This is a genomic window from Variovorax sp. FW305-3-2-15-B-LB1 (genome assembly GCF_058787635.1).
The window spans coordinates 122,235-144,626 of record NZ_JBYSZY010000012.1; the positions used below are offsets into that span (position 1 = coordinate 122,235).

The following is a 22,392-nucleotide window of genomic DNA, read 5'->3' on the forward strand; positions in this document are numbered from 1 at the left end:
GCCGAGCCCAATCGGCTGCTTCCGCAACGAAAGACACGACCTGGCACGGGAAGCCGTGTTCGATGGCTCGCCATACGAACTCAGCGCCCTTTGTCCTCCCAGTCAACCCAATCCACCGGATGGGTCTGAAGATATCGGCTGACGGCGGCACCGATGGTCGGAAAGAACGCGGCGTCCCCGAGCCGCTCGAAAAGCCCGAATCGCTTGAGCTTGTCCTTGACCGGGTCCTTCATCTCGGCAAAGCACAACTGAATGCCGGCTGCCCGCAAGGCTTCGATCAACTCGGCCAGCATATCGGCGGCGGTCACGTCCACGCTGGTGACGGGTTCCGCCGCAACGACCAGCCAGCGCACCGGTGTGGGCGACGCAGCCATGGCGTCGGCCACCCGGTCGTGGAACAGCTCGGCATTGGCGAAGAACAGCGGGGCATCCCAGCGAAACAGCACCAGCCCAGGGATGAGCCGCGCGTCGGGATACCGCGTGATGTCGTGGTATCCCTTGACGCCGTCGGCGCGCCCCAGGACGGCGGAATAGGGGCGCCAGGCATCCCACAGGAATTCGATGACCGCAATCACGATGGCCAGGCCGATGCCCTCGATCGCGCCCAGCACGACTACGCCGACGGTACAGGCGATCGACAACCAGAACTCCCAGCGCTGGATGCGATAGATCCGACGCAGGTCGGCAACCTCGATCAAGCCGATGGCGGATGCAATCACGACCGCGGCCAGTGCGCTGGTGGGCAGGTTCTTCAGCAGGTCAGGCACAGCGACCAGCAGCAGGGCAACCGCCAGCGCGCCGACGACGCCGGTCAGTTGGGTCTTGGCGCCTGCGGCCTCGGCCACGGGGGTGCGCGACGAACTGCTGCTGACAGCAAAGCCCTGAAAAAGTCCGGCCGCCAGGTTGGCGACGCCGAGCGCCACCATCTCCTGGTTCGGGTCGACGTGGGTGCGAGTCCGCGCCGCATAGACACGAGAGAGCACGCTGGTGTCGGCGAACGAGACGAGCGCGACGGCACACCCGCCGATCAGGACGGGGACGATGTCGGCGGTCGTGATCCACGGGATGGCGAACGCGGGCAGGCCTTGTGGGAGGGCGCCGAGGACCGACACCCCGGCGTGTGTCCCAAGGTCCAGCACGCCAACGACGACGGTCGCTCCCACCACGGCGATCAGGATGCCCGGCAAGCGCTTGCTACCCTTGAGCAGCAGGATGACCGCCAGGGTGCCTGCGCCGACCATGAACGTGGTCCAGTGGGTCTTGCCATCCATCACCGCAGTCGCGATGGCCCTCAGGTTTCCCAACGGTCCGTCGCTCTCGATCGAAAAACCGAACAGCTTGGGCAGTTGGCTGATCAATACCGTCAGCGCGATGCCGTTCATGTAGCCGTAGCGAATCGGCTTGGAGAGCAGCTCGGTGACGAAGCCCAGGCGCACGACGCCGGCCAGGATGCACACTGTTCCCGACACGATCGCCATCATGCCCGCCAGGGCGACCGCGCGATGCGGGTCGCCGCCAGACAGCGGAAGGACGACGGCCAGGATGAGTGCAGCCAACGAGGAATCCGGGCCCAGCACCAGAATCCGGCTGGGTCCGAACACGGCGTACGCGAGCAACGGAACGATGGTCGCGTAGAGGCCATAGATGCCGGGCACGCCCGACGCCTGCGCGTAGGCGATGCCGACGGGCACCAGCATTGTGGTCAGCACCAGTCCGGCAACGATGTCGTGTCGCAACCAGGCCAACTGGTACCTGCGCAGCGTGCGCAGTCCCGGCAGCCAGCGGCGCCACCCGGCCTGATCGGCGGCATTCGCCCGCCGCGCAATACGGCCCGGTTCCGGGAGAGGGGACGAAGGATCCAGATTGTTCATAAGCCGCAGGACGCGTGGTGGAGAGTGCAGATGCGCATAGAGAAAGGCAAGAGGAAAGATGCGGGTGCTGATGCCCGCCGCTTCACCGGATCGCACAGAGGTCCTTGATGAAGACTCCCGTTGCGTTCAAAATAATGGTGTAAATCATTTACACCATACTTAAAAATCCTCAATGACTGACTCCGGCCTTCCCAGCAACGAAATGACCTCCGCACCCAGCGACGCAGCAGACCCGGCAGTGGTTGCCTCCGCGGTCCAGCCGCCGGCAGCGTCCACAACTCCTGCCGCAACGCAGCTGCCATCGAACTCTCCAGCTGCGGAGCCGGTTGCACGCAAAAGGCCGTCGGCCAAGAAGGCACCAGTGCGTCAGCCCAAAGTAGCCGCGACCAAAAAGGCGGCCGCCAAGAAGGTCTCGCCTCGGAAGGCCAAGCCGGCAAAACCCGTGGCCACGAAATCCTCGGCAAACAAGGCAGCGGTGACCGAGAAGGCGGCGTCGGCCAAGGTCGGCGCCAAGACCCTCTCATCCAAAAAGATGACGTCGGCGAAGAAGGCATCAGCGAAAAAGGCAACAACGAAGACGACAGCGGCAAAAAAGACGGGGCCACTGAAGACCAAGGGGGTGAAGGCCGTGGCCGCGCCGCCTCGGGTCGCAAAGCCTGCGGCTCCCCGCAAGGAACGGGCGACGTCTGTCCAGGCCGCACCCTCCGAGTCCGTGCGCGATGCAGCCAAAACCAAAGCCAAGCTTGTGCGAGACAGCTTCACGATGCCCCAGCAGGATTTCGGTCTGATTGCCGTTCTCAAGGACCGCGCGCTGGGTTTCAAGCGCCCCGCCAAGAAGAGCGAGCTTCTACGAGCCGGGCTGCACGCGCTCCAACAGCTCACCGATGCCCAACTGCGCGGTGCGCTGGATTCGCTGGCGCCGCTGAAGGCTGGGCGCCCGAAGAAGTAGGCCAGACAATGCGGCCGTGATGCACGACAGACTTCCCGCTTTCCAGCCCTTGACCGGCATCTATGAGCCGTCGGCGATCCAGCAGTTGCCGGACGGGCGCTTCCTTGTGGTCGAGGACGAAAAAAGCCATCCCTTCAGTTTGATGGTGATCGGCGCCGACGGAAGTGTCCAGAGTACCGAGCTCACTGCCGGGCTGTTTCAGATCTTCAGTGACTTCTGGAAACTCGATGATCTCGAAGGCCTTGCTTTGGACCGCGCAGGCTTTGTCTACGCCATCACTTCGCATTCCCGAGACGACGAAGGCCGCGAAAAGAAGTCCCGCGAACGACTGGTTCGGTTCCGGGTCGAGGGGAGTCGGGTGGCGGAGGCCAAGGTCGTCGACGGATTGAAGCGCGCCCTGACGTCGACGCATCCTGAACTGGCCTCGGCAGCCACGATCCGGGATGTCAAGGCCGGCGGTGGGCTCAACATCGAAGCGTTGGAGATCAGCCCAGACCAGCAACGATTGCTGATCGGCTTTCGCAGCCCGTTGCGCGATGGCCGCGCGATCATCGCCAGCGTCGAGAATCCGCATGGCGTCTTCGAGGCGGACGAGGTACCCCGGGTGGCGGCTGATCTCAATGAGCTGGACCTGGGCGGCCACGGAATTCGCGGGTTGTCCTACGTCTCCTCCATCGGCGAATACTTGGTCATCAGTGGGCCGGTTTCTCGCGAGCCAGGCCAGTTCGCCCTCTGGCTCTGGAATGGACAGCCAGGTGGCGCAGCGCGCAGTGTCACGGTCCCGGGTCTTCAGGGCCTGGAGCGCGCAGAAGGCGTGAGCCCGGCCGTCATCGACGGCGTCGCCCGAATCGTCATCGTCAGCGATGACGGGAATCGGAAGGCAGAACGATCTGCGAAGTATCTTCTGCTGGCCCCCGATCAACTGCAAGCTGCGCATTGAATCGGTCGGCCCGGGGGGCTGCCCCGTGACCAAGTGATTCGGGCAATCTGATTTGCATCGTTGCCGCCTGAACACGTGAAGTCACGTGCGTGTCAGAGTGCAATGCGAGGATATGCAGTGACGGCCGTGGGACGCTGGTAGGGAATGCAAATTGCGCCTCGAATCCCGAGGTTCCCGATGTCCGCGACCGTCTCTATAACCAACCTGCGCCCTGGCCCGCGCCCGCCAGGCATGCTGCCCGGTCGGAAAACAGGGGCGCATCGCTATAGCGCGGTGTCATGCGCAGGTAATCGTGGAAGGGGTCAATCGGTCGGGTCCGTCACTTCGTTTCGCTATGACTTCAAGCCACACCACCAATGTGCTGTTCATCTGCAACAGCAACGCCGCCCGAAGCCTCATGGCTGAGGCACTCCTCAACCAACTGGCTGGCGAGCGGTTCCACGCCTACTCCGCCGGCAGCACTCCGGCACCTGATGGCCAGCCTGACCCACGTACCCTGAAAGTCCTTCAGGAGGGAGGTATTGCCACAGAGGGGCTGCGCAGCAAAAGCTGGGGCGAGTTCGCCTCTGCATCCGCGCCTTCGATGGACCTGATCGTCACGCTTTGCGACGAAGCCGCAGGTGAAACATGCCCCGTCTGGCCTGGCCGCCCTGCGACCGCGCATTGGTCGCATCCTGATCCACGCGCATTGGATGCGCAAAGGGATCCCGATGTTTTCGTTCATGCGATGTATGCGATCCGCCGGCACATCGACCTTCTGGTCGCACTGCCGGACGCACGAATTGAACACCTCGTCCTCGAATCTGAAGCTGCCCGCATCGGCAAGAGCTAGGGCAGATATTTTGTTGCCGGGCCGCAGCTGATTGCGAGCAACCGAGATAGCGCCGGATGCTCCTGTGGGCCACTTGCCCCCGACACTGAAGACAATAGCGCGCATGAAAACAAGCGCGGCGGAGCTGGCCGCGCTGATCGCCTGCGCAGCCGTCGTCGGATCGGTGGCACCCGCCGCCAGCAAGGGCACGAAGCTGTTGACGTACGCCGTGCTGCCGGCGTTCTCCCCCGCGCCCGCGGCGGACGCGGTCAACGCGGTCAGTTCGAACAGCACGTCGTTGCCGCCGGCATCACCAGAACTATGTCGTCTGCCTTGAATTGGCCGCAGGAGATGGCCAGATGGTTGGCGATCCGCGTGGCGACCGGCACGGTCAACGCGCCCAGCGCGCTGCCGGTCAGCTTGTTGCTCGGCCCCACCGGATGGGTGACGCGCGCACCGCCCTGGCCGTACCCAAGGCAGCCCGCATGCTTTTCCACCGGTACCGCAAAGCCTGATGTGGCGTCGCCGTCCAGTCCGGTCTGCGCAGCACAGGGCGTGATTCGAAGGCCAGCTCTGGAAGGTGACACGCGTAGGCGATCCGCCGTCAGAAGAAGACGGTAAACGGACACGCGCCCCTGCCCGCAATCCTGTCATCTTGACCACGCGACGGGCCTTTCCTCGCGCGAACTGGAGAACGACATGGCTGACGACACCAACAAAACCAGAATAGACCCCAAGCTGATCTCGCTAGAGGAGCCGCACGAAGTGCGCTCGTGGATGGAATCACTCAGGTGCACAGAGATGCAATTGCGAGATGCAATGAAGGCCGTTGGAAATTCGGCCAACGCTGTGCGCGAGTACCTCGAGGAGAAACGCTGATGCCCCCCATTCGGCGGATCGCCGTCCACGTTGACGAGCCGGCCCCCGGCCAGTTCTACTGGGTGCTCATGGAAAAAAGCGACGCCGCCAGGCGCTGGGACAAACTTGAATCCTCCGAAGAACCCTGCAGTCTGTGGCTCGACGCCCTAGAAGCCGGTGTGCGCGCACTCACGGGCTACGCGCCGGACGAGCGCGTCGGGCCGCGCGAGACCGCGGAAGACGAAAACGTCGACCCGGTCGGCTGATCTAAGCACACGCGTCAATACACGGAGGTTCCAAACACTCTGTGATTTGGACGACTCGCGCTCGCATGCGTTGTGACTTCAATCTCATCAGAGCGACGCAGCAAGGCGCATGCGATCGGTTGCTCAGGAGGTTCTACCGCGTGGTTGTCGATGTCTGCTCGCAGCGTCTCATCGAGCGTCGGCGTATCGCCTCTGGCCAGCCGAACCTCGATCGCCCACACCATTGCATCACGAAGGATCTTCGGCATGCTGCGCCCAGTGAGGTAAGTCCGAAGCAGCGACTCGGCAGTGAACTGGGACGGCGTCATGGCATCCCTCCGTTGAGGAAGTTGAAGCGGCCACATTACTTCGCAGGAGGTGTTTCGACCGTGCGCTGTCGCACAGACCGAAAACAAAAGCCGGACCATGATCTGGTGGACGGCCATCCGGCGCTGGTAGAGGAAGCTTAAGCACCCGCCCATCAAGAGCGGCCCTCGATGCCGGCGGGCCGTCACCTCGCCGGCGTTCACGGCAAAACGCCAAGCGCGCGGGCCTGTGGAGCGATCAACGCCCGTTATCGCACAGACACGACGTGCAATCCCTGTGACAGTGGGCAGCCGCCCCCAAGAAAGACTCCCGCAATGTCCGACGCTCCCTACTTTCATGATGCCTCTGGCTCTGTCCGCTTCTGGGTGGGCCTGGAAGGCACCCAGTTCGTGAGCGCCAGTATCGGGAGAGAAGCACTGCGTTATCACTTTCGCACGACCGAGAATGCCGACCCACTTGAAACGTTCAGCCACCATGTCGAAGAGATCGAAGCTGCGGTGCGGCGTCGTCTCTCACAAGGGGCAATGGAACCGGTGATGCTTCGGGAGAACGATCTTCATGCCCCCGCACTTTGAACTGCGGGAAACTCCCCCGTTATGAGATCAGCCGCGCGTAGTTGCGCCGGTTGGCCCGATAGCAATCGCATGCCGCATTCTCCAGTCCCTGGCGATCCGTGATCGTGACGGCGCCACGGCGGTAGTCGATCAGTCGACGCTCGTGCAGCGCGGTTGCGGCATTGGTGATGCCGACCCGGCGCACCCCCAGCATACGGCCCAGCACTTCATGAGTCAGTGCGAGGTGTGTGGAGTGCGCGCAGTCCTGTGTCGTCAATAACCAGCGCGCCAGGCGTTCCTCGATCAAATGGAAGCGGTTGCACAGGCCCGACCGCCCCAGCTCCATCAGCAGCACACAGACGTAGCGATTGAGAACCCGCTGGAGCAGCGTGTTCTGCTCCAGCTCCTGAGCAAACGACTGCGCTGTCAGGCGCCAGGCCAAGCCGCCGCCCTGTACGAACGCTCGCAATGGTGCGCTTTGCACGCCCAACGACAGTTCGTAGCCCAAAGCTCCCTCGTTGCCCACCAGACCTGTTTGCAGGCCGTCGTGACCATCTGCAGTAGAAACCAGGGAGACGAAGGCACTCGTGGGAAAGTGGATGTGGCGGATGGCATCACCCGGCTCATACAAGGTCTGTGCCGCGGTCAACAGGACACTCTCGCATTTTTCGAGTAGGCGCGCCCTGACCATCGGCGGCAGCACTTCGAGCAGACGATTGTGGATGGGGCGGGTCGAGTGGGATGTCACAGAGCCGCTTGTTGAGAAGAGCTAGCGCGGAAGTGCGCTACCGGTCGCATTGTTGCTGATGCGATTGTTCACGTCTGTGCGGCGGCGCACCGAGACTGGCTATCGCCGCGACGAATCAGGTCGCCACTGGTCGAGGCAGCAGTCGATCCGTTTCGCGCTTCACGACTTCATAGCATTCGCAGACCTGCTGTTCGAGGCCCGGGCGGTCAAGTACCGTGATGTGACCTCGCGCATACTTGATCAGGTTCAGACGCTGCAGTTTGCCTGCCGCCTCCGTGACGCCTTCGCGTCGCACGCCGAGCATGTTGGCGATCAGCTCCTGCGTCATGATCAGTTCATTGCCCGGCAATCTGTCAAGGCTCAACAATAGCCAGCGGCACAGTTGCTGTTCGAGCGAATGGTGCCGATTGCACACCGCCGTTTGCGACATCTGGGTGATGAGCGACTGCGTGTAGCGCAGCAAGAGGTGAAGCAGCGGCCCCCCCTTTTCCGTCAACTCCTGAATGTGGGTGGCACTCAGTCTGAAGGCGTTGCCTGCGCTTTGCACCACGGCACGATTGGGGGTGCTACCTCCGCCCATCAAGAGCGACACGCCCACCATGCCTTCGAAGCCGACGACCGCGATCTCCGCCGATTGCCCGTTCTCCAGCACATACAGCAGCGAGACGATGCAATCGACCGGAAAAAAGACGTGCCGCTGCACCACACCCGATTCGTAGAGAACCTCCCCGAGACGCAGCGGCACAACCTCGAGGAACGGCTCCATTCGGGCCATCACCTCAAGAGGGATGGCATCCAGAAGTTCGTTGTGTGCGGAGGCCCGACGCAACGAGGACGAACGCGGAGGCAATGCCATGGATGGGATCAGCTTCCAAAATTCTCATGATTCTGCGACTGAAAACCGGCGTCTGTGCGCTGCCGCACCAATCACCGAGCCTTTATTTTGGGAAGCGTCGGTGCGCTAGCGAACGGTAACGGCCTCACTTTCTGGTTAGCGTGGGGCGCCCGGAGCTCCGCTTTGGAGAGCAACCCAACGTACGCCATGAATCCCACGGAAATCGACACCGAGAAACCGGCACGCACCTATCTGTACGGTCTTCGATTGCCGCGAATCCTGAACCGAGCGGCGGCGTGGGTTTCAGGCACACGGTTGGGCGCCCCCAAGTTCTCGACAGTCAGCGCCGCCTTGCGTTCTGGCATCGACAGTCAAACCACTTCACCGGCGTCGCCGGTCGACGCCAACCCGGGAGATCCAATGCCCATGCTTCTGCTAAGCCGCCTTTGCTGCGCGCGACTGCCCCTGCTGATCGATGATCAGGCGGAGATTCAAATGTGCGACGTGCTGCGCAGCGAGGGCTTGATAGAGGCTGAGCTTCCGCCCTTGCTGCACCAGCGTGGGCGACTCGTCTATTCAGGCCAGGCCACCGTGATGCGCGTGACGCCCAAAGGGCATGACGCATCCGGACAAGCGCATTAAGCCGCAGCATGGCCAAGCTTCCCATGCACATGGCGACGGTGACCCTCTGCTTGCCCTTTGACATTGACTCGGAAGCCGAAGTCACAGCCCTTCGCTGCGCGGGAATCCCCGTTGATGCGCTCGGCAACGCAGAGTCTGGCTACCTGTTCGTGAGGCTCGCCAACAACCGCTGCGACAACATCTTCCGATGGTTTTCCAACAGGTTGGAGCGGAAGTTTCCGCAGCCTTGAGAGGCGACGTTGACCTCTACGCCAGAGGTGAATGACACCGGAGATTTCAAAAGGTCACGGATTTTTCTGCCGCGGGAGATACCCCGTTGCCTACACGAAGGCCTCGAGCTCGTCACCCCGCTGCCCCGAACAACGATCTTGGCGATAGATCGGCGCTACGTTCGCTACCGCACAGACAAGGCTTTTCGCATGAATAACGATTGAGCAATGCGCCTCGGAAACACAGCCGACGGCGTTCATTGATGAACCAGGCGAAAGCCATCGAGGTCTGAGCATGCGTAACTTCTTGACCAACAACCGCGAGGAACTGATCTCACGGTGCAAGTCAAAAGTTGCGCGAAGGCCCCGACGCGCAGCAACTGAACAGCAGTTGGCCAACGGCATTCCGCTGTTCCTTGATCAATTGATCCAAACGTTTGCCGCGGAAGAAGATGACAAACCGGCGGACAGCATCAGAATTTCGGGACCCTCAGGCGGAGATTCGCAGGCCTTGTCGGAGATGGGGGTAGCCGCCACGGCCCACGGCAAGGAACTGCTCAAACTGGGGTACACGGTAGATCAAGTCGTCCACGACTATGGCGACCTTTGCCAAGCGATCACGGACATGGCCTTCGAGCGCGATGCCCCCTTTGCTGTCGGGGAGTTCCGCACATTGAATCGATGCTTGGACAACGCCATTGCTGATGCCGTCACGGAGTTCAGCTATCAGCGCGATACACAGATCGCCCGCCAGCAGAGCCTTGACTCCACCGAGCGTGTCGGTTTCCTCGCTCACGAGTTACGCAACTGTCTGGGCACGGCGACTCTTGCCATCCATGCCCTCGAACTCGGCAACATGACAGTGGGAGGTGCCACGGGAAGCGTATTGAAGCGCAGCCTTGCGGCGATGGTCGCTCTGATCGATCGGGCGCTCGCCGAGGTGCGCGCCAGCGTGCAGGAACAGCGCCAGACGTTTTCCGTCGCCGCGTTCATCAAGGATGCCGAAACCTCCGCGCAGCTCGTCGCTGGCGCTGCACGCTGTTCCTTCGAAACGGCCTCGGTCGACCCTCTGCTGGCCATCCATGGCAATCGCGAGCTGCTGCTTGCCGCCTTACAGAATCTCTTGCAAAACGCGTTCAAGTTCACGCACCCGCACACCACTGTCGCCTTGAAAGCTCATGCGCTCGACGACCATGTCTTGATTGATGTCGAAGACCACTGTGGAGGGCTGCCGCCCGGAAGCGCTTCCAGGATGTTCGAGCCCTTCAATCAACACAGTCATGACAAATCCGGTCTCGGCCTGGGCCTTTCCATCGCACGCCAAAGCGTTGAGGCCGATCTCGGCACGTTGACTGCTCGAGATGTTCCGGCAACAGGTTGTGTTTTCACCATTCGCTTGCCATTGCACGTCCTCGAATGACAAGCACCTAGGCTTTCTCCATCCCAAGGACTCATCATGGACATCCAATTGCTGATGCGGATCGGCCGCATGCCACCACCTCGGTGGCTCACTTTGTCGGCGGATGTTTCAGCCGCGAAGCGGCTGGCTGCCGACGGCATGATCGAGATGACTCTGGAGTTGCCGGGCAACGCAAAGACATTTGGACGCGAATCAGTGCATGTTCGCACGATCACACGAAATGGTGCCTCGGCTATCGCTGACGAAAAAACTCGCTCGCAGCGGAAATGAACTTACTCTTCGTTTTGGATGCATTGCGCCGGCGGCTCAATTCCCCCTCCCCGGCGCCGTACCTGCCCGCCTTCGTCCGGGCTTTTCGTTCCTGCTTTCGCACAACTGCTTAAGGTCGCCCATCTCAACGGAGTGATCCGCGCCACCACGCCGAACGTGCTTCGCTCCCCTTCTTCTCCCGCGCTGTAGTCCATCGACCCGCATCCCGCGTTGTGGATGTCCCAGCGACCGCGAAAGAAGCCAAGGATGCCCGGCACGAAGCTCCCAAAGAGTTTTCAGCAGATCAGGATGCAGTTCGGTCGAACGTTTCACCGAGGCGATCGAGTCGCCTCCGAAGGTCGGCTTGGCTCCATCACAGGAGCGACCTACTCCCACATTCGGGTGCGCTTCGACGGACAACAGATTTCCGTGCCGTGCGCCCCCCTCGAGCTTCAGCTCGACCCGGCGAAACGAATCCTCGCCCCGACTCTTTCGTAGGAGGCTGCCTGCTACAATTCAAGCTCGCTCATGCATTCTTGAGCGTTGCCTGGCCAGGCAAGCTGAATCTCATACCAGCGCGTCGAAGTCACTACGACGAGAAAAACAACAATGACTTCCGCAAACGAACATTTGCCGTAGCGTGGACCGCGTAAGAGTTCACGACCAAATATCAAAGCCCGCCTCAAGCGGGCTTTTTCAATGGCGCACGAACGGCGGCACCCAATGCGGGTCGTGCGCCCCATCTGGCCCGCTGGAGAGATTCCAGATGGTCGCGCCGACCTTCACCAGCGCCGCGACGTCTGTTTCATAGCTGGCGCTGTGCATGTCCAGCTTGTCGATCATCGATGCCAGCATGCACATCGCCTCTTCGGGTGGCAAAGCGCCGCCCAACTTGGCCATCGCTACGATCTGAAGCAGTACATCGGCTTGGTTCATTTCAGCACTGTGCGCGCGAGTCGCGGCACGCGCAAGATCGTAACCTCGCTGAAAACCAACGAGGCGGTCTACAACGGCTTCGGCCCGGTCAAGATTCGCACCGTCAAAAAGCATCGACGCAAGTGAGCCTGCGGCGGCGGCCCAGGCGCCATCTTTGCAACTACCACAACAGCTTGGAAGCACGCATTGATGGCGGGGCCAGCGTGACTTCGGACACCTACCCTTGGCGAGGCCTTGCAAGCCGCACAGCCCGCCTGCCCAAGTATTCGACGCGCAGGCACTTGCGCGAGCGAGACCATTCATGACACCTTGGACGGGGTAAGCGGCGCATGATGGTCGCATGACAGGCGATGTGATGCTCACCCTCAACCCCGGCTCTTCGTCGATCAAGCTCGGGCTGTTCGTGATCGACGCAGGCGCGACGCGCGCCCTCGCCCGCCGCACGGTCGATGCAACGCCCGATGCCTTGTCCGGCGTGATCGCGAAGGCCCTGGATTGGGTGGACGACGCAGCGCCGGGCGCACGGCTCGTTGCGGCGGGTCACCGCGTCGTGCACGGCGGGGGCGAGTTCAGCGGCCCGGTGGCGATTACGGAGGACACGCTCATCGCCATCGAGGCACTGGCACCGCTCGCGCCGCTGCACCAGACGCAAAGCCTGCGACTGATCCATGCGATGCGGCACGCCGCACCGGCGCTGCCGCAGTCGGCCTCGTTCGACACGGCCTTCCACCGCAGCCAGAGCGCTGCATCGCGCCGCTACGCGCTCCCACGCGTGCTGTTCGACCAAGGCATCAAGCGCTACGGCTTTCATGGCCTGTCGTACAAATTCATCGCGTCGCAACTGCGCCAGCAGCACCCCGAGATTGCCGCGGGCCGCGTGGTGGTCGCGCACCTGGGCAGTGGCGCCAGCCTGTGCGGCTTGCTGCATGGCACCAGCCGCGAGACCAGCATGGGCTTCTCCACGCTCGACGGCATTCCGATGGCCACGCGCAGCGGCGCGCTGGACCCCGGCGCGCTGCTCTATCTGCTCAAGCAACCGGGTCAGTCGATCGACACGGTCGAAGACATGCTCTATCACCGCTCGGGCTTGCTCGGCCTATCCGGCGTTTCGGGCGACGTGCGCAAACTGCTCGCGAGCGACGCGCCCGAGGCTCGCGAAGCGCTGGCGTTGTATGCACTGCGGATCGCGCGCGAAGTGGCCGCCATCGCCACCACGCTCGGCGGGCTCGATGCGCTCGTTTTCACCGCCGGCATCGGAGAGAACCAGCCGGCTGTGCGCGACGCCGTGTGTCACCACCTCGCCTGGCTCGGAGTGGCGCCGGATCCCGCAGCCAGTCAGGTCGCCGTGCTCGTCATGCACACCGACGAAGAGCAGGTGATCGCCGACGAGGCCTGCCAAATTCTTTCCCTTTATCAAACCACCGGAGCCGCCCCATGACCCGCCCACCTGAACGCGCCCCGCCCGAAGACTTCAACCTGCTCGACGCCTGGTGGCGCGCCGCCAACTACCTGTCGGTCGGCCAGATCTACCTGATGGACAACCCGCTGCTCCATCGGAAGCTGGAACTTGCGCACATCAAACCGCGGCTGCTCGGCCACTGGGGAACGACGCCGGGCCTGAATTTCGTCTACGCCCACATGAACCGGGTGATCGTCGCACGCGACCTCGATGCGCTCTTCATCGCCGGCCCCGGCCACGGCGGTCCCGGCGTGGTCGCCAACACCTGGCTCGAAGGCACTTACAGCGAGGTCTACCCGGACGTCGGCCTCAACACAGCCGGCATGCAGCGGCTCTTCACCCAGTTCTCTTTTCCCGGCGGCATCCCAAGCCATGTCGCGCCTGAAACGCCAGGCTCGATCCACGAAGGCGGCGAGCTGGGCTACTCGCTGCTGCACGCCTACGGCGCCGTGTTCGACAACCCCGAGCTCATCGCGTGCTGCGTGATCGGTGACGGCGAAGCCGAGACCGGCGCGCTCGCGGCGAGTTGGCACTCCAACAAGTTTCTCAATCCCACGCGCGACGGCGCCGTGCTGCCCATCCTGCACCTCAACGGCTTCAAAATCGCCGGCCCCACGGTGCTGGCGCGCATCGGCGACGAAGAGCTGACGCAGCTGATGCGCGGCTACGGCCACGAGCCGCATTTCGTTTCCGGTGACGACCCCGAAACGATGCACCGTGCGATGGCGCTGGCGCTCGACACGGTGCTCGACGTCATCCGCGCGATCCAGACCGAAGCGCGCGCAGACGGCTTCACCCGCCGACACCGCTGGCCGATGATCGTGCTGCGTTCGCCCAAGGGCTGGACCGGGCCCAAGGTGGTGGACGGTGTGCCGATCGAAGGCACGCAGCGCGCGCACCAGGTGCCGCTGACCGGCTTTGCGCAGCATCCGGCGCACATCGGCCTGCTCGAAGACTGGATGCGCAGCTACCGCCCCGAGGAGCTGTTCGATGCCCACGGCACCCTCCACGCCCACATCGCGGCCATCGCGCCGCGGGGCCTGCGCCGCATGAGCGCCAATCCGCACGCGAACGGCGGCGCGTTGCTTCGCGATCTCAAGCTGCCGGACTTCCGCGACCATGCCGTGGCGGTCGAGTCTCCCGGCGCCTCGCAAGGCGAAGCCACGCGCGTGCTCGGCGGTTTTGTGCGCGACGTGATGTGGCTCAACGACGAACAACAGAACTTCCGGGTGATGGGCCCGGACGAGACCGTGTCGAACCGTCTGGGTGCGCTCTTCGACGTGACCAACCGAACTTCGACGGCACGCGTCGAGCCGACCGACGACCACGTTGCACCCGACGGCCGCGTGATGGAAGTGCTCAGTGAACACCTCTGCCAGGGCTGGCTCGAGGGCTATTTGCTGACCGGGCGCCACGGCTTCTTCTCGTGCTACGAAGCCTTCATCCACATCATCGATTCGATGTTCAACCAGCACGCCAAATGGTTGAAAGTGACGCGCAAGATCGGCTGGCGGCGCCCGATCGCCTCGCTCAACTACCTCTTGACCAGCCATGTCTGGCAGCAGGATCACAACGGCTTCAGCCACCAGGACCCGGGCTTCATCGACCATGTGGTCAACAAGAAGGCCGAGGTGGTGCGGGTCTATCTGCCGCCGGACGCGAACACGCTGCTGTCGGTGGCAGACCATTGCCTGCGCAGCCGCGACTACGTGAATGTGATCGTCGCCGGCAAGGCACCTGCGCCGCAGTGGCTCGACATCGAGGCCGCCGTGCGGCATTGCAGTGTCGGCCTGGGCATCTGGGACTGGGCCAGCAACGATGCCGGTGTCGCGCCCGATGTGGTGATGGCTTGCGCCGGCGACGTGCCCACGCTCGAAACCATGGCAGCGGTCGATCTGCTGCGCACACACCTGCCCGATCTCAAGGTGCGGGTCGTGAACGTCGTCGACCTGATGGCGCTGGAATCGCCGTCAGCGCATCCGCATGGCCTGGCGGACGCGGTGTTCGATTCGATCTTCACGGTCGACAAGCCGGTGATCTTCGCGTTCCACGGCTATCCGGCGTTGATCCACCGACTGACATACAAGCGTACCAACCACCGAGGCTTCCATGTGCACGGCTACCAGGAAGAAGGCACCACCACCACCCCCTTCGACATGACGGTGCTGAACCGCCTCGACCGCTTCCACCTCGCCGCCGATGCGATCGACCGCGTGCCACGCATGACCAACAGCGCCGCGCATGTGCAGCAGCACCTGCGCGACCGGTTGCTGGCGCATCGGGCTTACATCACCACGAAGGGCGAGGACATGCCTGAGATCTCGGGGTGGCGGTGGCGCGCCCAAAAGGTTGCAAGGGCCTGATCGCTTCAAGTTCGATTTCAGAGCCTTTGGGGCCATCTTGTTGCGCCATCAGCTGCGCCGGCGACCGCCGAGCCTTGTTGCGGACATTAGCGGCTGAGGAGCCAGCAACGGCGTCGGGCCCTGAGCCGACGTAGCGTCTTCTCGAAAGCAGACCTCAAGATGCCGGCCATCTACCTGTTTTCGGGTATTGCTCATCGGTAGCGCGTTGCATAGGATCGCCGCCTTACAAAATGTAACCAGGGTGATCATGGGGAGCATTACTGCAAGGGCGCGATTGCTCCGCGCTCAATCCGTTTGGCTTTGGCTAATTGCCCTGTGGCTGGGCTGCCTCGTGGCCTTGTCCGGCTGCGGCGGCGGCTCCGGCGGCGCGAGCTTCGCCGGCTTCGGGCTCAATCTCACGCAGCCGCCCGCAGGCTTGAGCTATGCCATGACCTCCGCGGTCTACGAGGTCGGGCAGGCCATCGTGCCGAACCGGCCCACCGCCAGCGGCGGCGCCGTCGAGCGCTATGCCGTGGCGCCGCCGTTACCGGCGGGCCTGGCGCTCGACGCGGGCACGGGCGTCATCAGCGGAGCGCCCACCGCCGTTGCCGCATCCGCCGTGCATGTGGTGACCGCCGAGAACGCCGGCGGTAGCGCGACGGCCCGCGTGCAGATCGAGGTGCGCAGCACGCCTGCCGCGCCGTCCGGGCTGACCTACCGTGAAAGCGCCGCGATCTACACCGTGGGCCAGGCCATCGCGGCCAACGCGCCCGCCAGCAGCGGCGGTCCGATCACCGGCTACAGCATCGCGCCGGCCTTGCCCGCGGGGCTGCTGCTCGACCCGCAGACCGGCGTGATCAGCGGAACACCCACCGCCGCCGCGGCGGACGCGGCCTACACCGTCACCGGCACCAACGCGGCCGGATCGGCCGAGGTCACGTTGCAGCTGGCAGTCCAGGCGGCGCTGGCGGCGCCTGCCAGCGTGGCGTATGCCACGCCGCGCGCGCTCTACGCCACGGCGCAAGCCATCGTTCCCAACACAGCGCTGGTGATCGGCGGCACGCCCTCGGCGTTCTCGGTGATGCCGGCGCTGCCCGGCGGCCTGAGCCTCAACGCGCTGACCGGTGCGATCACCGGCACGCCGGCGGCCATCCAACCGCTGACGACATACACGGTCACGGCCAGCAACAGCGCGGGCTCGGCGCAGGCGCAGGTGCAGATCGCGGTCACCGGAAGTGGCAGCTGGTTTTCGCAGGCGGTTCTGCCGACCGGACGTCACTACGCGCCGGTCGTGCGCCTGCAAAGCGGCAAGGCGCTGGTCATCGGCGGGTTCACGGCCTCCGGCGTGACCGCGTCGGTCCTTGTCTACGACCCGGCGGGCAACAGCTGGACCGCGGCCGCGCCCATGTTGACGCCTCGCTCCGACGGATCGGCGACCGTGCTGCCCGACGGACGCGTGCTGGTCGCCGGCGGCGACGGCGCGGGCATCTCCCCCATTGCGGCCGCCGAAATCTACGACCCGGTCGCCGATACCTGGCAGCTCGCCGCGAGCATGGCCGAGGCGCGCACGCGGGCCACAAGCACACTGCTGCCCAATGGCAAGGTCCTCGTCATCGGTGGCTACCGCCGGATTCCCAGTTTGACCTTTTCGCAGACGGCCGAGCTGTATGACCCGGCTTTCAACACCTGGACCTCCATGGCCACGCCGTTGTCGTCCCCACGCGCTCAGCATGCCGCGCAGCTGCTGCCGGGCGGCAATGAAGTGCTGGTGATCGGCGGCATCAACCGAAACGGGTTCGTGACCTCCGCCGAACGGTTCCCTGTCAACGACAGCGGTGCCACCACGCCTGTTGCGGGCACCGTGCCCGCCGCCAACGTATACACCTCCGTGCTGCTGGCGGACGGCGACGTGCTTGCGATGGGCGATGGCAGCAGCACCGCGATGCGCTTCGACGTCGCCACGTCGGGCTGGACGGCGAGCGTTTTTTCCAGCACGCGCTCCCTTCCGACGATGACGACGCTGGCCGATGGCCGCGTGTTGCTCGCGGGCGGTACTGGCAGTGGCGGCGTTCGCCTGACCACCGCAGAAATCTACAACCCCGACTTCGACGTCTGGACGCCGGCGAGTTCGATGTCCACCGGGCGCAGTGCCGCCTCCGCGGTCTTGCTCAGCGACGGCTCCGTCCTGGTTGTCGGCGGGTTCTCCAACCCTGCCGGCGAAGTCGACGCGGTGGAGCGCTTCCTGCCCTAGGCCTTGCCGTGTCACAAGCGAACGGCCGCTCTCCTGGCCTGCGAACGTCGGTTATCTGGCGATTTTTGGGAAGTGGTCGACCGTCCGGTTCTGGCCGATTGTGCCCCTTGCCGTAAGTCAAACATAGCCGCGAAAGCTGATGCCAAACCCAGTGAGAGCAGGCGCCGCTTGGACGCGGCATCCAGGACAGCTCCAGTCCGGACCGCGCATGCTGAGGCTCCCTCAACTCGATGGGAGACCATCATGGGATCAGCAAACTCTGCAACCTGCCGAGTGCCCTGGAACAAGGGCAAGATCGTCGGCCAGAAGGCGCCCTTCAAGCTCAAGGACATTTGGGCCCTGCGGGTGCGGCTGCAACTGGAGGGTCGAGTGCGCGAGCTCGCTCTCTTCAACTTAGGCCTGGACAGCAAGCTGCGAGGCTGCGATCTTGTTAGCCTGAAGGTCAGGGACGTCTGCCACGGAGAGCAAGTTGCCCCAAGGGCAACAGTGATGCAGCACAAGACGCAGCGTCCGGTGCAGTTCGAGCTCACGCCCGGAACCCGCGAGGCTGTGCAGGCGTGGATCCAGCGCACCGGACTGCGATCGGACGACTTCCTGTTCCCGAGCCGAATGCATGACTCGCCGCACCTCGGCACCCGGCAGTACGCCCGGATTCTTGGTGGCTGGGTCAGAGAGCTTGGATTAGATTCTGCCGACTACGGAACGCACTCGATGCGACGGACGAAGGCGACGCTGATCTACCGGCGGACGAGGAACCTCCGCGCGGTGCAGTTGCTGCTCGGCCACTCCAAGCTTGAGTCGACCGTCAGATACCTGGGCATCGAGGTGGATGACGCCCTGGAGATCTCGGAGCAGACGGAAATCTGAGCGAGCGTCGATTGGACGGCGCGGATCCCTCCGCCTTGCTGCGGCGGTGAGGCGGATCGATGCGCTCGGATGGCTCTATTGCGGCGCACAGGAGACATTCAGCGGGCCGTACCGACTGACCGCAACCAGTCTGAAGCAGCCACCCCGGTATCCAATACCGGGGCCAAGCTCTCACCCTCCCCCACTCTCCTGAAACAACGCCGCCGCATCCCGCGCCAAATCCGAAGCGATCCAAAGCAGGTTGTCCCGATGCCCTGCCCCCGCCTCTTCGAACCATCCATCGCCGGCGCCGTGGCAGCACCACAGCAGTGAATTCAGTTGTTCCAGCTTGCATTCCAACAGGTCTGCTGCGTTGGGGGTGGTCGCGTGGGGAGAGGCCGGCGCGGTAGCGCGGGCCATAATTCGTTTAGCCATTTGTTGTGCTCTCTTTCAAGGTTATGCACGTCACTTGGTTAGACGGTCATGGTGTTCGCGCACCGTGGCCGTCGCCTTTTGTGCCTCACGTTCGCATCGATCGATCTGCATCGATGGCCCGCCGTGAGGCGAAGCGGTTCATTCATTCATTCACTCAATCAGTCAGTGGTCCGTGGTGTGGTGTGTGCTGCCCTCCTCGCCCACATGGCGGGTCGTTTCATCACAGGGGCATTCACTGTAGAGAAGTCCCGCCCGGCGCACAGAGATATTTCGCCGAGGAATGCGCGGTTCGCGCAAGTAATCGCACTGCGGCAGCGGCGATTCACAAAGCCCTGACAGTCAGGCCCTGAAAGCGGGGCCCGAGCCCCGCATCGACAGCAGCGCCTCAGCCCTGCCCGCCGAACTCCCGCGCGTGCTCCACCGCGTACTTGATGAGCTCCGCCTGCCCTTCGATGCCCAGGCGCCGCTTGATGCTCTGCCGGTGCGCCTCCACGGTGCGCACGCTCAGGCCGAGGTCGCGCGCGATCTGCTTGCTCGATTCGCCGCGGCCGAGCGCGCTCAAGATCTCGCTCTCGCGCGGCGTGAGCAGCGGGCGCGGGGTCTGGTTGCGAAAGAGTTTCTTCGACACGGCCGGGCTCAAGAAGGTGCCGCCCGCCGACACGGCCTCGATGGCCGCCACGATCTCCGCCGCCGGCGCGTCTTTCAGCACGTAGCCGCGCGCGCCGACCTGCAGGGCCTTCTGCACGTACTCGGGGTTGTCGTACATGCTGAGCATCACGATGTGGGGCGCGGGCTGCTGGTGCGGCTGTTGTTGTTGCAGCAGCAGCGCCGCCAGCTCGATGCCGTTCATGTCCTTCATGCCCACGTCCATGAGCACGAGGTGCGGCTGCGCGGGACCGATGAGTGCCAGCGCCTCGGCCGCGCTGCCGGCCTCGCCCACGATCTCCAGGCCGGGCATGGCGCCCAGGCGCGCGCGCAGGCCGTCGCGCACCAGCGGGTGGTCGTCGACCAGGAACAGGCGCACGACAACAGGAGCGGCAGCAGCGGCGGGGTCTTCTTTCATGGCCGCTATTCTGGCTTTGCGCGCCGCACGGGCACTTCGGCCACGATGGAGGTGTGGCCCCGGCCCGAGCGCATGCGCAGCCGGCCTTCGATGGACTCCATGCGCTCGCGCATGTTGCGCAGGCCGATGCCGCGCTGCGGGTCGAGCTGCATGGCCTCGACGTTGAAGCCGACGCCGTCGTCGCTGATCTCCAGGCGCACGGCCTCTTCGTCGAAGCCCAGTGCGATGTGCACCTGCTGCGCACGCGCGTGTTTGCGCACATTGGTCAACGCTTCCTGCGTGACGCGAAAGAGCGCGGTCTTGGCTTCTTGCGACAGCTCGAAGGGTTCGCCCTCGACCATGATGGATGCGTCCACGCCGCCTTCTTCACCGAACTCGGCGCCCAGGCGCTCCAGCGCGGCGGGCAGGCCCAGGGTGTCGAGCAGCGCGGGACGCAGCCGGTGCGAGATGCGGCGCACTTCGGTGAGCGAATCGTTCAGCCGCTGCAGCGCCTTGCCGAGCGCGGGCGGCGGCGACTGGTGCGCGCGGTCGAGCTGCTCCACCGCCGATTCGATGAGCAGCTTGGCCGACACCAGCGTCTGGCTGGTGCCGTCGTGCAGTTCGCGCGCGAGGTGGCCGCGCTCTTCTTCCTGCGACTGCACCACGCGGCGCGCGAGCAGGCGCAGCTTGGCTTCGGCCGTGCGGTGCTCACTGAGGTTGAGCAGCAGCCCGGCCGCGCTGACCACGCCCAGGCACAGCGCGGCGATGCCGGCGATCCACAGCAGCGTGGCGGTGACGTTGGCGTTCATCTGCCGGTCGAGGGTGTCCATGGTCGACTGGATGTCGTCCAGGTACAGGCCGGTGCCGACCATCCAGTTCCAGCGCGGCAGCGCGGTGACGTAGCCGAGCTTGGGCGCCATCTGCGCGCTGGAGGGCTTGCGCCATTCGTACTCGACGTAGGCGCCGCCCTTGTCGCGCGCGCCCTTGATCAGCTCCTGGATGGTGAAGCGGCCATGCGAATCGCGCAGGTTCCACAGGTTCTGGCCCACCAGCTCGGGCTGGCGCGAATGCATGAGCGAGTTGCCGTCCATGTCGTAGACGAAGAAGTAGCCGTCGTCGCCGTAGTTGAGCGTGGCCAGGCGGCGCAGGGCTTCGGTGCGCGTGGCCTCGTCGTCCAGGCCCGACTCGTACAGCGGCAGCAGGTTGCTCACGGCCAGGTCGACGTAGCTGCGCAGCTCGCTGCGGCGCTGGGCCATGTAGCTGCGCTCGATGAGGGCCCGCTCGCGCTGGGCCAGGTCGTGCTCCTGGTGGCGCACGGCCAGGGCCACGAGCACCAGCGCGACCAGCAGGGGCGCAACGGCCAAGGCGACGATCTTGGTGCGCAGGTTCATCGTCGGGGTGGGTGCCTCGTTCGTCCTGGTGCGTTCAATGCACGCTGGTCGGCCGCCCCGCAGCCACCCACGCATCCAGCCCACCCGTCAGCGGCAGCGCCCGCCGCGCCCCGCGCGCCAGCAGCACGCGCGCAGCCTGCGCGGCCGAGACTTCGTTGGGGCAGTTGCAGTACAGCACCACGTCGCGGTCGGGGTCGATGGTGAGGTCCAGGTTGCGCTGCTGCAGCGCCTTGAGGGTGTACGACAGCGCGCCCGGAATGCGGCGCGGGTCGACCTGCACGCCGGCTTCGCCGCGCACGTCGATCACCAGCGGCGGCACGTCGCCGCTCATGAGGTCGAACAGTTCGTCGACGCTGATGCGCGGCATGCCGGTGAGCCGCGCGAAGGCGCGGCGGCGCCAGTAGCGCACGGCGAGCATCACGAGCAGCACCACGCCCAGCGCGGCAGTGGCGATGCCGCCGGCCTGCGCCAGCACGGCGAGCACCTGCTGGATCTGGTCGCGAAAGAGCCAGCCCAGGCCGAGGAACAGGCCCGTCCAGACCAGCGCGGCGACGATGTCGAAGCCGACAAAGCGCCGCACCGACATGCCCAGCGCGCCGGCCATGGGCGGCGCCACCACAGAGACGCCAGGCACGAACTTGGCGGCCACGAGCGACATGCCGCCCCAGTCGGAAATGAGCGATTCGCCGCGCCGCACGCAGGAGTCCTGCGACAGCGAGATGCGGCACAGCAGCCGCATGAAGCGGTAGCCGAAGCGGCGCCCGGCATAGAACCACGCGCCGTCGCCCAGCAGGTTGGCGACCACGGCGGCCAGCACCACGCCGACCACCGACACGTCGCCCGCCGCCAGCAGCGCGCCAGTGACGACCAGCACGGCCGCGGCCGGCACGGGCAGACCCAGGCGCGCGGCAAAGCTGGCGGCAAACACCACCAGGATCGCGTTCTGCACCAGCAGCGACATCAGCTGCGCCATGCGGGCCGCCGTTCGGTCGTTGCCGGGGGCCGCAGGGGGGCGCGCCGGGAGGGGGGGTG

25 protein-coding genes are annotated in these 22,392 nt (G+C 64.5%); 16 read left to right on the top strand and 9 right to left on the bottom strand.

Annotated features, from left to right (window positions below; translation table 11 throughout):
- Positions 1-80: 80 nt before the first annotated feature.
- The gene (locus AC3WQR_RS10500; protein WP_101492464.1) at positions 81-1,871 is read right to left on the bottom strand and encodes a SulP family inorganic anion transporter; all 1,791 of its coding nucleotides are present in this window, start codon (positions 1,869-1,871) and stop codon (positions 81-83) included.
- A gap of 361 nt (positions 1,872-2,232) precedes the next feature.
- Between AC3WQR_RS10500 and AC3WQR_RS10505 the strand changes: the two genes are divergently transcribed.
- The 6 genes from AC3WQR_RS10505 to AC3WQR_RS10530 all read left to right on the top strand — a co-directional run bounded on the left by AC3WQR_RS10505 (position 2,233) and on the right by AC3WQR_RS10530 (position 5,695).
- Positions 2,233-2,820 (top strand): hypothetical protein, encoded by a 588-nt coding sequence (locus AC3WQR_RS10505; protein WP_257884976.1) that lies wholly within the window; start codon positions 2,233-2,235, stop codon positions 2,818-2,820.
- A gap of 49 nt (positions 2,821-2,869) precedes the next feature.
- Entirely contained in the window at positions 2,870-3,760 is an 891-nt protein-coding gene (locus AC3WQR_RS10510) for a DUF3616 domain-containing protein (RefSeq protein WP_492741978.1), read from the top strand.
- Between the two features lie 334 nt (positions 3,761-4,094).
- A complete protein-coding gene (locus AC3WQR_RS10515) occupies positions 4,095-4,592 on the top strand; it encodes an arsenate reductase ArsC (RefSeq protein WP_447776730.1) in 498 nt (165 codons plus the stop codon).
- A 103-nt stretch (positions 4,593-4,695) separates the two neighbouring features.
- On the top strand, positions 4,696-4,908 hold the full coding sequence (locus tag AC3WQR_RS10520; protein WP_492741979.1) for a hypothetical protein: 213 nt from the start codon (positions 4,696-4,698) through the stop codon (positions 4,906-4,908).
- Between the two features lie 362 nt (positions 4,909-5,270).
- Positions 5,271-5,450: a DUF3606 domain-containing protein gene (locus tag AC3WQR_RS10525; RefSeq protein WP_101492468.1), complete on the top strand. Its 180-nt coding sequence runs from the start codon at positions 5,271-5,273 to the stop codon at positions 5,448-5,450.
- On the top strand, positions 5,450-5,695 hold the full coding sequence (locus AC3WQR_RS10530; RefSeq protein WP_101492469.1) for a hypothetical protein: 246 nt from the start codon (positions 5,450-5,452) through the stop codon (positions 5,693-5,695). The genes AC3WQR_RS10525 and AC3WQR_RS10530 overlap by 1 nt, the downstream gene beginning before the upstream one ends.
- A 14-nt stretch (positions 5,696-5,709) precedes the next feature.
- Here the strand turns inward: AC3WQR_RS10530 and AC3WQR_RS10535 are convergent, their stop codons facing one another.
- On the bottom strand, positions 5,710-6,003 hold the full coding sequence (locus AC3WQR_RS10535) for a hypothetical protein (RefSeq protein WP_143713768.1): 294 nt from the start codon (positions 6,001-6,003) through the stop codon (positions 5,710-5,712).
- Between the two features lie 312 nt (positions 6,004-6,315).
- Between AC3WQR_RS10535 and AC3WQR_RS10540 the strand changes: the two genes are divergently transcribed.
- On the top strand, positions 6,316-6,576 hold the full coding sequence (locus AC3WQR_RS10540) for a DUF1488 family protein (protein WP_101492471.1): 261 nt from the start codon (positions 6,316-6,318) through the stop codon (positions 6,574-6,576).
- Positions 6,577-6,595: 19 nt separating this feature from the next.
- Here the strand turns inward: AC3WQR_RS10540 and AC3WQR_RS10545 are convergent, their stop codons facing one another.
- Together AC3WQR_RS10545 and AC3WQR_RS10550 are read right to left on the bottom strand one after the other, a co-directional pair.
- On the bottom strand, positions 6,596-7,303 hold the full coding sequence (locus tag AC3WQR_RS10545; RefSeq protein WP_101492472.1) for a Crp/Fnr family transcriptional regulator: 708 nt from the start codon (positions 7,301-7,303) through the stop codon (positions 6,596-6,598).
- Positions 7,304-7,418: 115 nt separating this feature from the next.
- On the bottom strand, positions 7,419-8,159 hold the full coding sequence (locus AC3WQR_RS10550) for a Crp/Fnr family transcriptional regulator (RefSeq protein WP_101492473.1): 741 nt from the start codon (positions 8,157-8,159) through the stop codon (positions 7,419-7,421).
- 186 nt (positions 8,160-8,345) lie between these two features.
- Here AC3WQR_RS10550 and AC3WQR_RS10555 point away from each other — a divergent pair, with 186 nt between their 5' ends.
- The 4 genes from AC3WQR_RS10555 to AC3WQR_RS10570 all read left to right on the top strand — a co-directional run bounded on the left by AC3WQR_RS10555 (position 8,346) and on the right by AC3WQR_RS10570 (position 10,679).
- On the top strand, positions 8,346-8,780 hold the full coding sequence (locus tag AC3WQR_RS10555) for a hypothetical protein (protein ID WP_492741980.1): 435 nt from the start codon (positions 8,346-8,348) through the stop codon (positions 8,778-8,780).
- Between the two features lie 8 nt (positions 8,781-8,788).
- Positions 8,789-9,010: a hypothetical protein gene (locus AC3WQR_RS10560; protein ID WP_492741981.1), complete on the top strand. Its 222-nt coding sequence runs from the start codon at positions 8,789-8,791 to the stop codon at positions 9,008-9,010.
- A gap of 274 nt (positions 9,011-9,284) precedes the next feature.
- The gene (locus AC3WQR_RS10565; protein ID WP_492741982.1) at positions 9,285-10,409 is read left to right on the top strand and encodes a sensor histidine kinase; all 1,125 of its coding nucleotides are present in this window, start codon (positions 9,285-9,287) and stop codon (positions 10,407-10,409) included.
- A gap of 36 nt (positions 10,410-10,445) precedes the next feature.
- Entirely contained in the window at positions 10,446-10,679 is a 234-nt protein-coding gene (locus tag AC3WQR_RS10570; protein WP_101492477.1) for a hypothetical protein, read from the top strand.
- Between the two features lie 675 nt (positions 10,680-11,354).
- On the opposite strand, the gene AC3WQR_RS10575 is transcribed toward AC3WQR_RS10570, so the two are convergent.
- Positions 11,355-11,594, bottom strand: a complete 240-nt coding sequence (locus tag AC3WQR_RS10575; RefSeq protein WP_492741983.1) for a hypothetical protein — start codon at positions 11,592-11,594, stop codon at positions 11,355-11,357.
- Between AC3WQR_RS10575 and AC3WQR_RS10580 the strand changes: the two genes are divergently transcribed.
- From AC3WQR_RS10580 to AC3WQR_RS10600, 5 genes are all read left to right on the top strand, one after another.
- Positions 11,586-11,720, top strand: coding sequence for a hypothetical protein (locus AC3WQR_RS10580; RefSeq protein ID WP_492741984.1), 135 nt, complete (start codon positions 11,586-11,588; stop codon positions 11,718-11,720). The two genes, AC3WQR_RS10575 and AC3WQR_RS10580, sit on opposite strands and share 9 nt — an antisense overlap.
- A 214-nt stretch (positions 11,721-11,934) precedes the next feature.
- Positions 11,935-13,032, top strand: coding sequence for an acetate/propionate family kinase (locus AC3WQR_RS10585; RefSeq protein WP_492741985.1), 1,098 nt, complete (start codon positions 11,935-11,937; stop codon positions 13,030-13,032).
- Positions 13,029-15,416: a phosphoketolase family protein gene (locus tag AC3WQR_RS10590; RefSeq protein ID WP_492741986.1), complete on the top strand. Its 2,388-nt coding sequence runs from the start codon at positions 13,029-13,031 to the stop codon at positions 15,414-15,416. The genes AC3WQR_RS10585 and AC3WQR_RS10590 overlap by 4 nt, the downstream gene beginning before the upstream one ends.
- A gap of 331 nt (positions 15,417-15,747) precedes the next feature.
- The gene (locus AC3WQR_RS10595) at positions 15,748-17,646 is read left to right on the top strand and encodes a putative Ig domain-containing protein (RefSeq protein WP_492741987.1); all 1,899 of its coding nucleotides are present in this window, start codon (positions 15,748-15,750) and stop codon (positions 17,644-17,646) included.
- 243 nt (positions 17,647-17,889) lie between these two features.
- Entirely contained in the window at positions 17,890-18,513 is a 624-nt protein-coding gene (locus AC3WQR_RS10600; protein WP_492741988.1) for a tyrosine-type recombinase/integrase, read from the top strand.
- A gap of 171 nt (positions 18,514-18,684) precedes the next feature.
- Here the strand turns inward: AC3WQR_RS10600 and AC3WQR_RS10605 are convergent, their stop codons facing one another.
- From AC3WQR_RS10605 to AC3WQR_RS10620, 4 genes are all read right to left on the bottom strand, one after another.
- Positions 18,685-18,927, bottom strand: coding sequence for a hypothetical protein (locus AC3WQR_RS10605; RefSeq protein ID WP_070061615.1), 243 nt, complete (start codon positions 18,925-18,927; stop codon positions 18,685-18,687).
- Between the two features lie 385 nt (positions 18,928-19,312).
- Positions 19,313-19,990, bottom strand: coding sequence for a response regulator transcription factor (locus AC3WQR_RS10610; protein ID WP_062472162.1), 678 nt, complete (start codon positions 19,988-19,990; stop codon positions 19,313-19,315).
- Positions 19,991-19,995: 5 nt separating this feature from the next.
- Positions 19,996-21,360, bottom strand: a complete 1,365-nt coding sequence (locus AC3WQR_RS10615; RefSeq protein WP_095744124.1) for a cache domain-containing protein — start codon at positions 21,358-21,360, stop codon at positions 19,996-19,998.
- A 34-nt stretch (positions 21,361-21,394) separates the two neighbouring features.
- Positions 21,395-22,392, bottom strand: a 998-nt coding sequence (locus AC3WQR_RS10620) for a VTT domain-containing protein (protein WP_492741989.1), incomplete at its 5' end; no start/stop codon positions are given.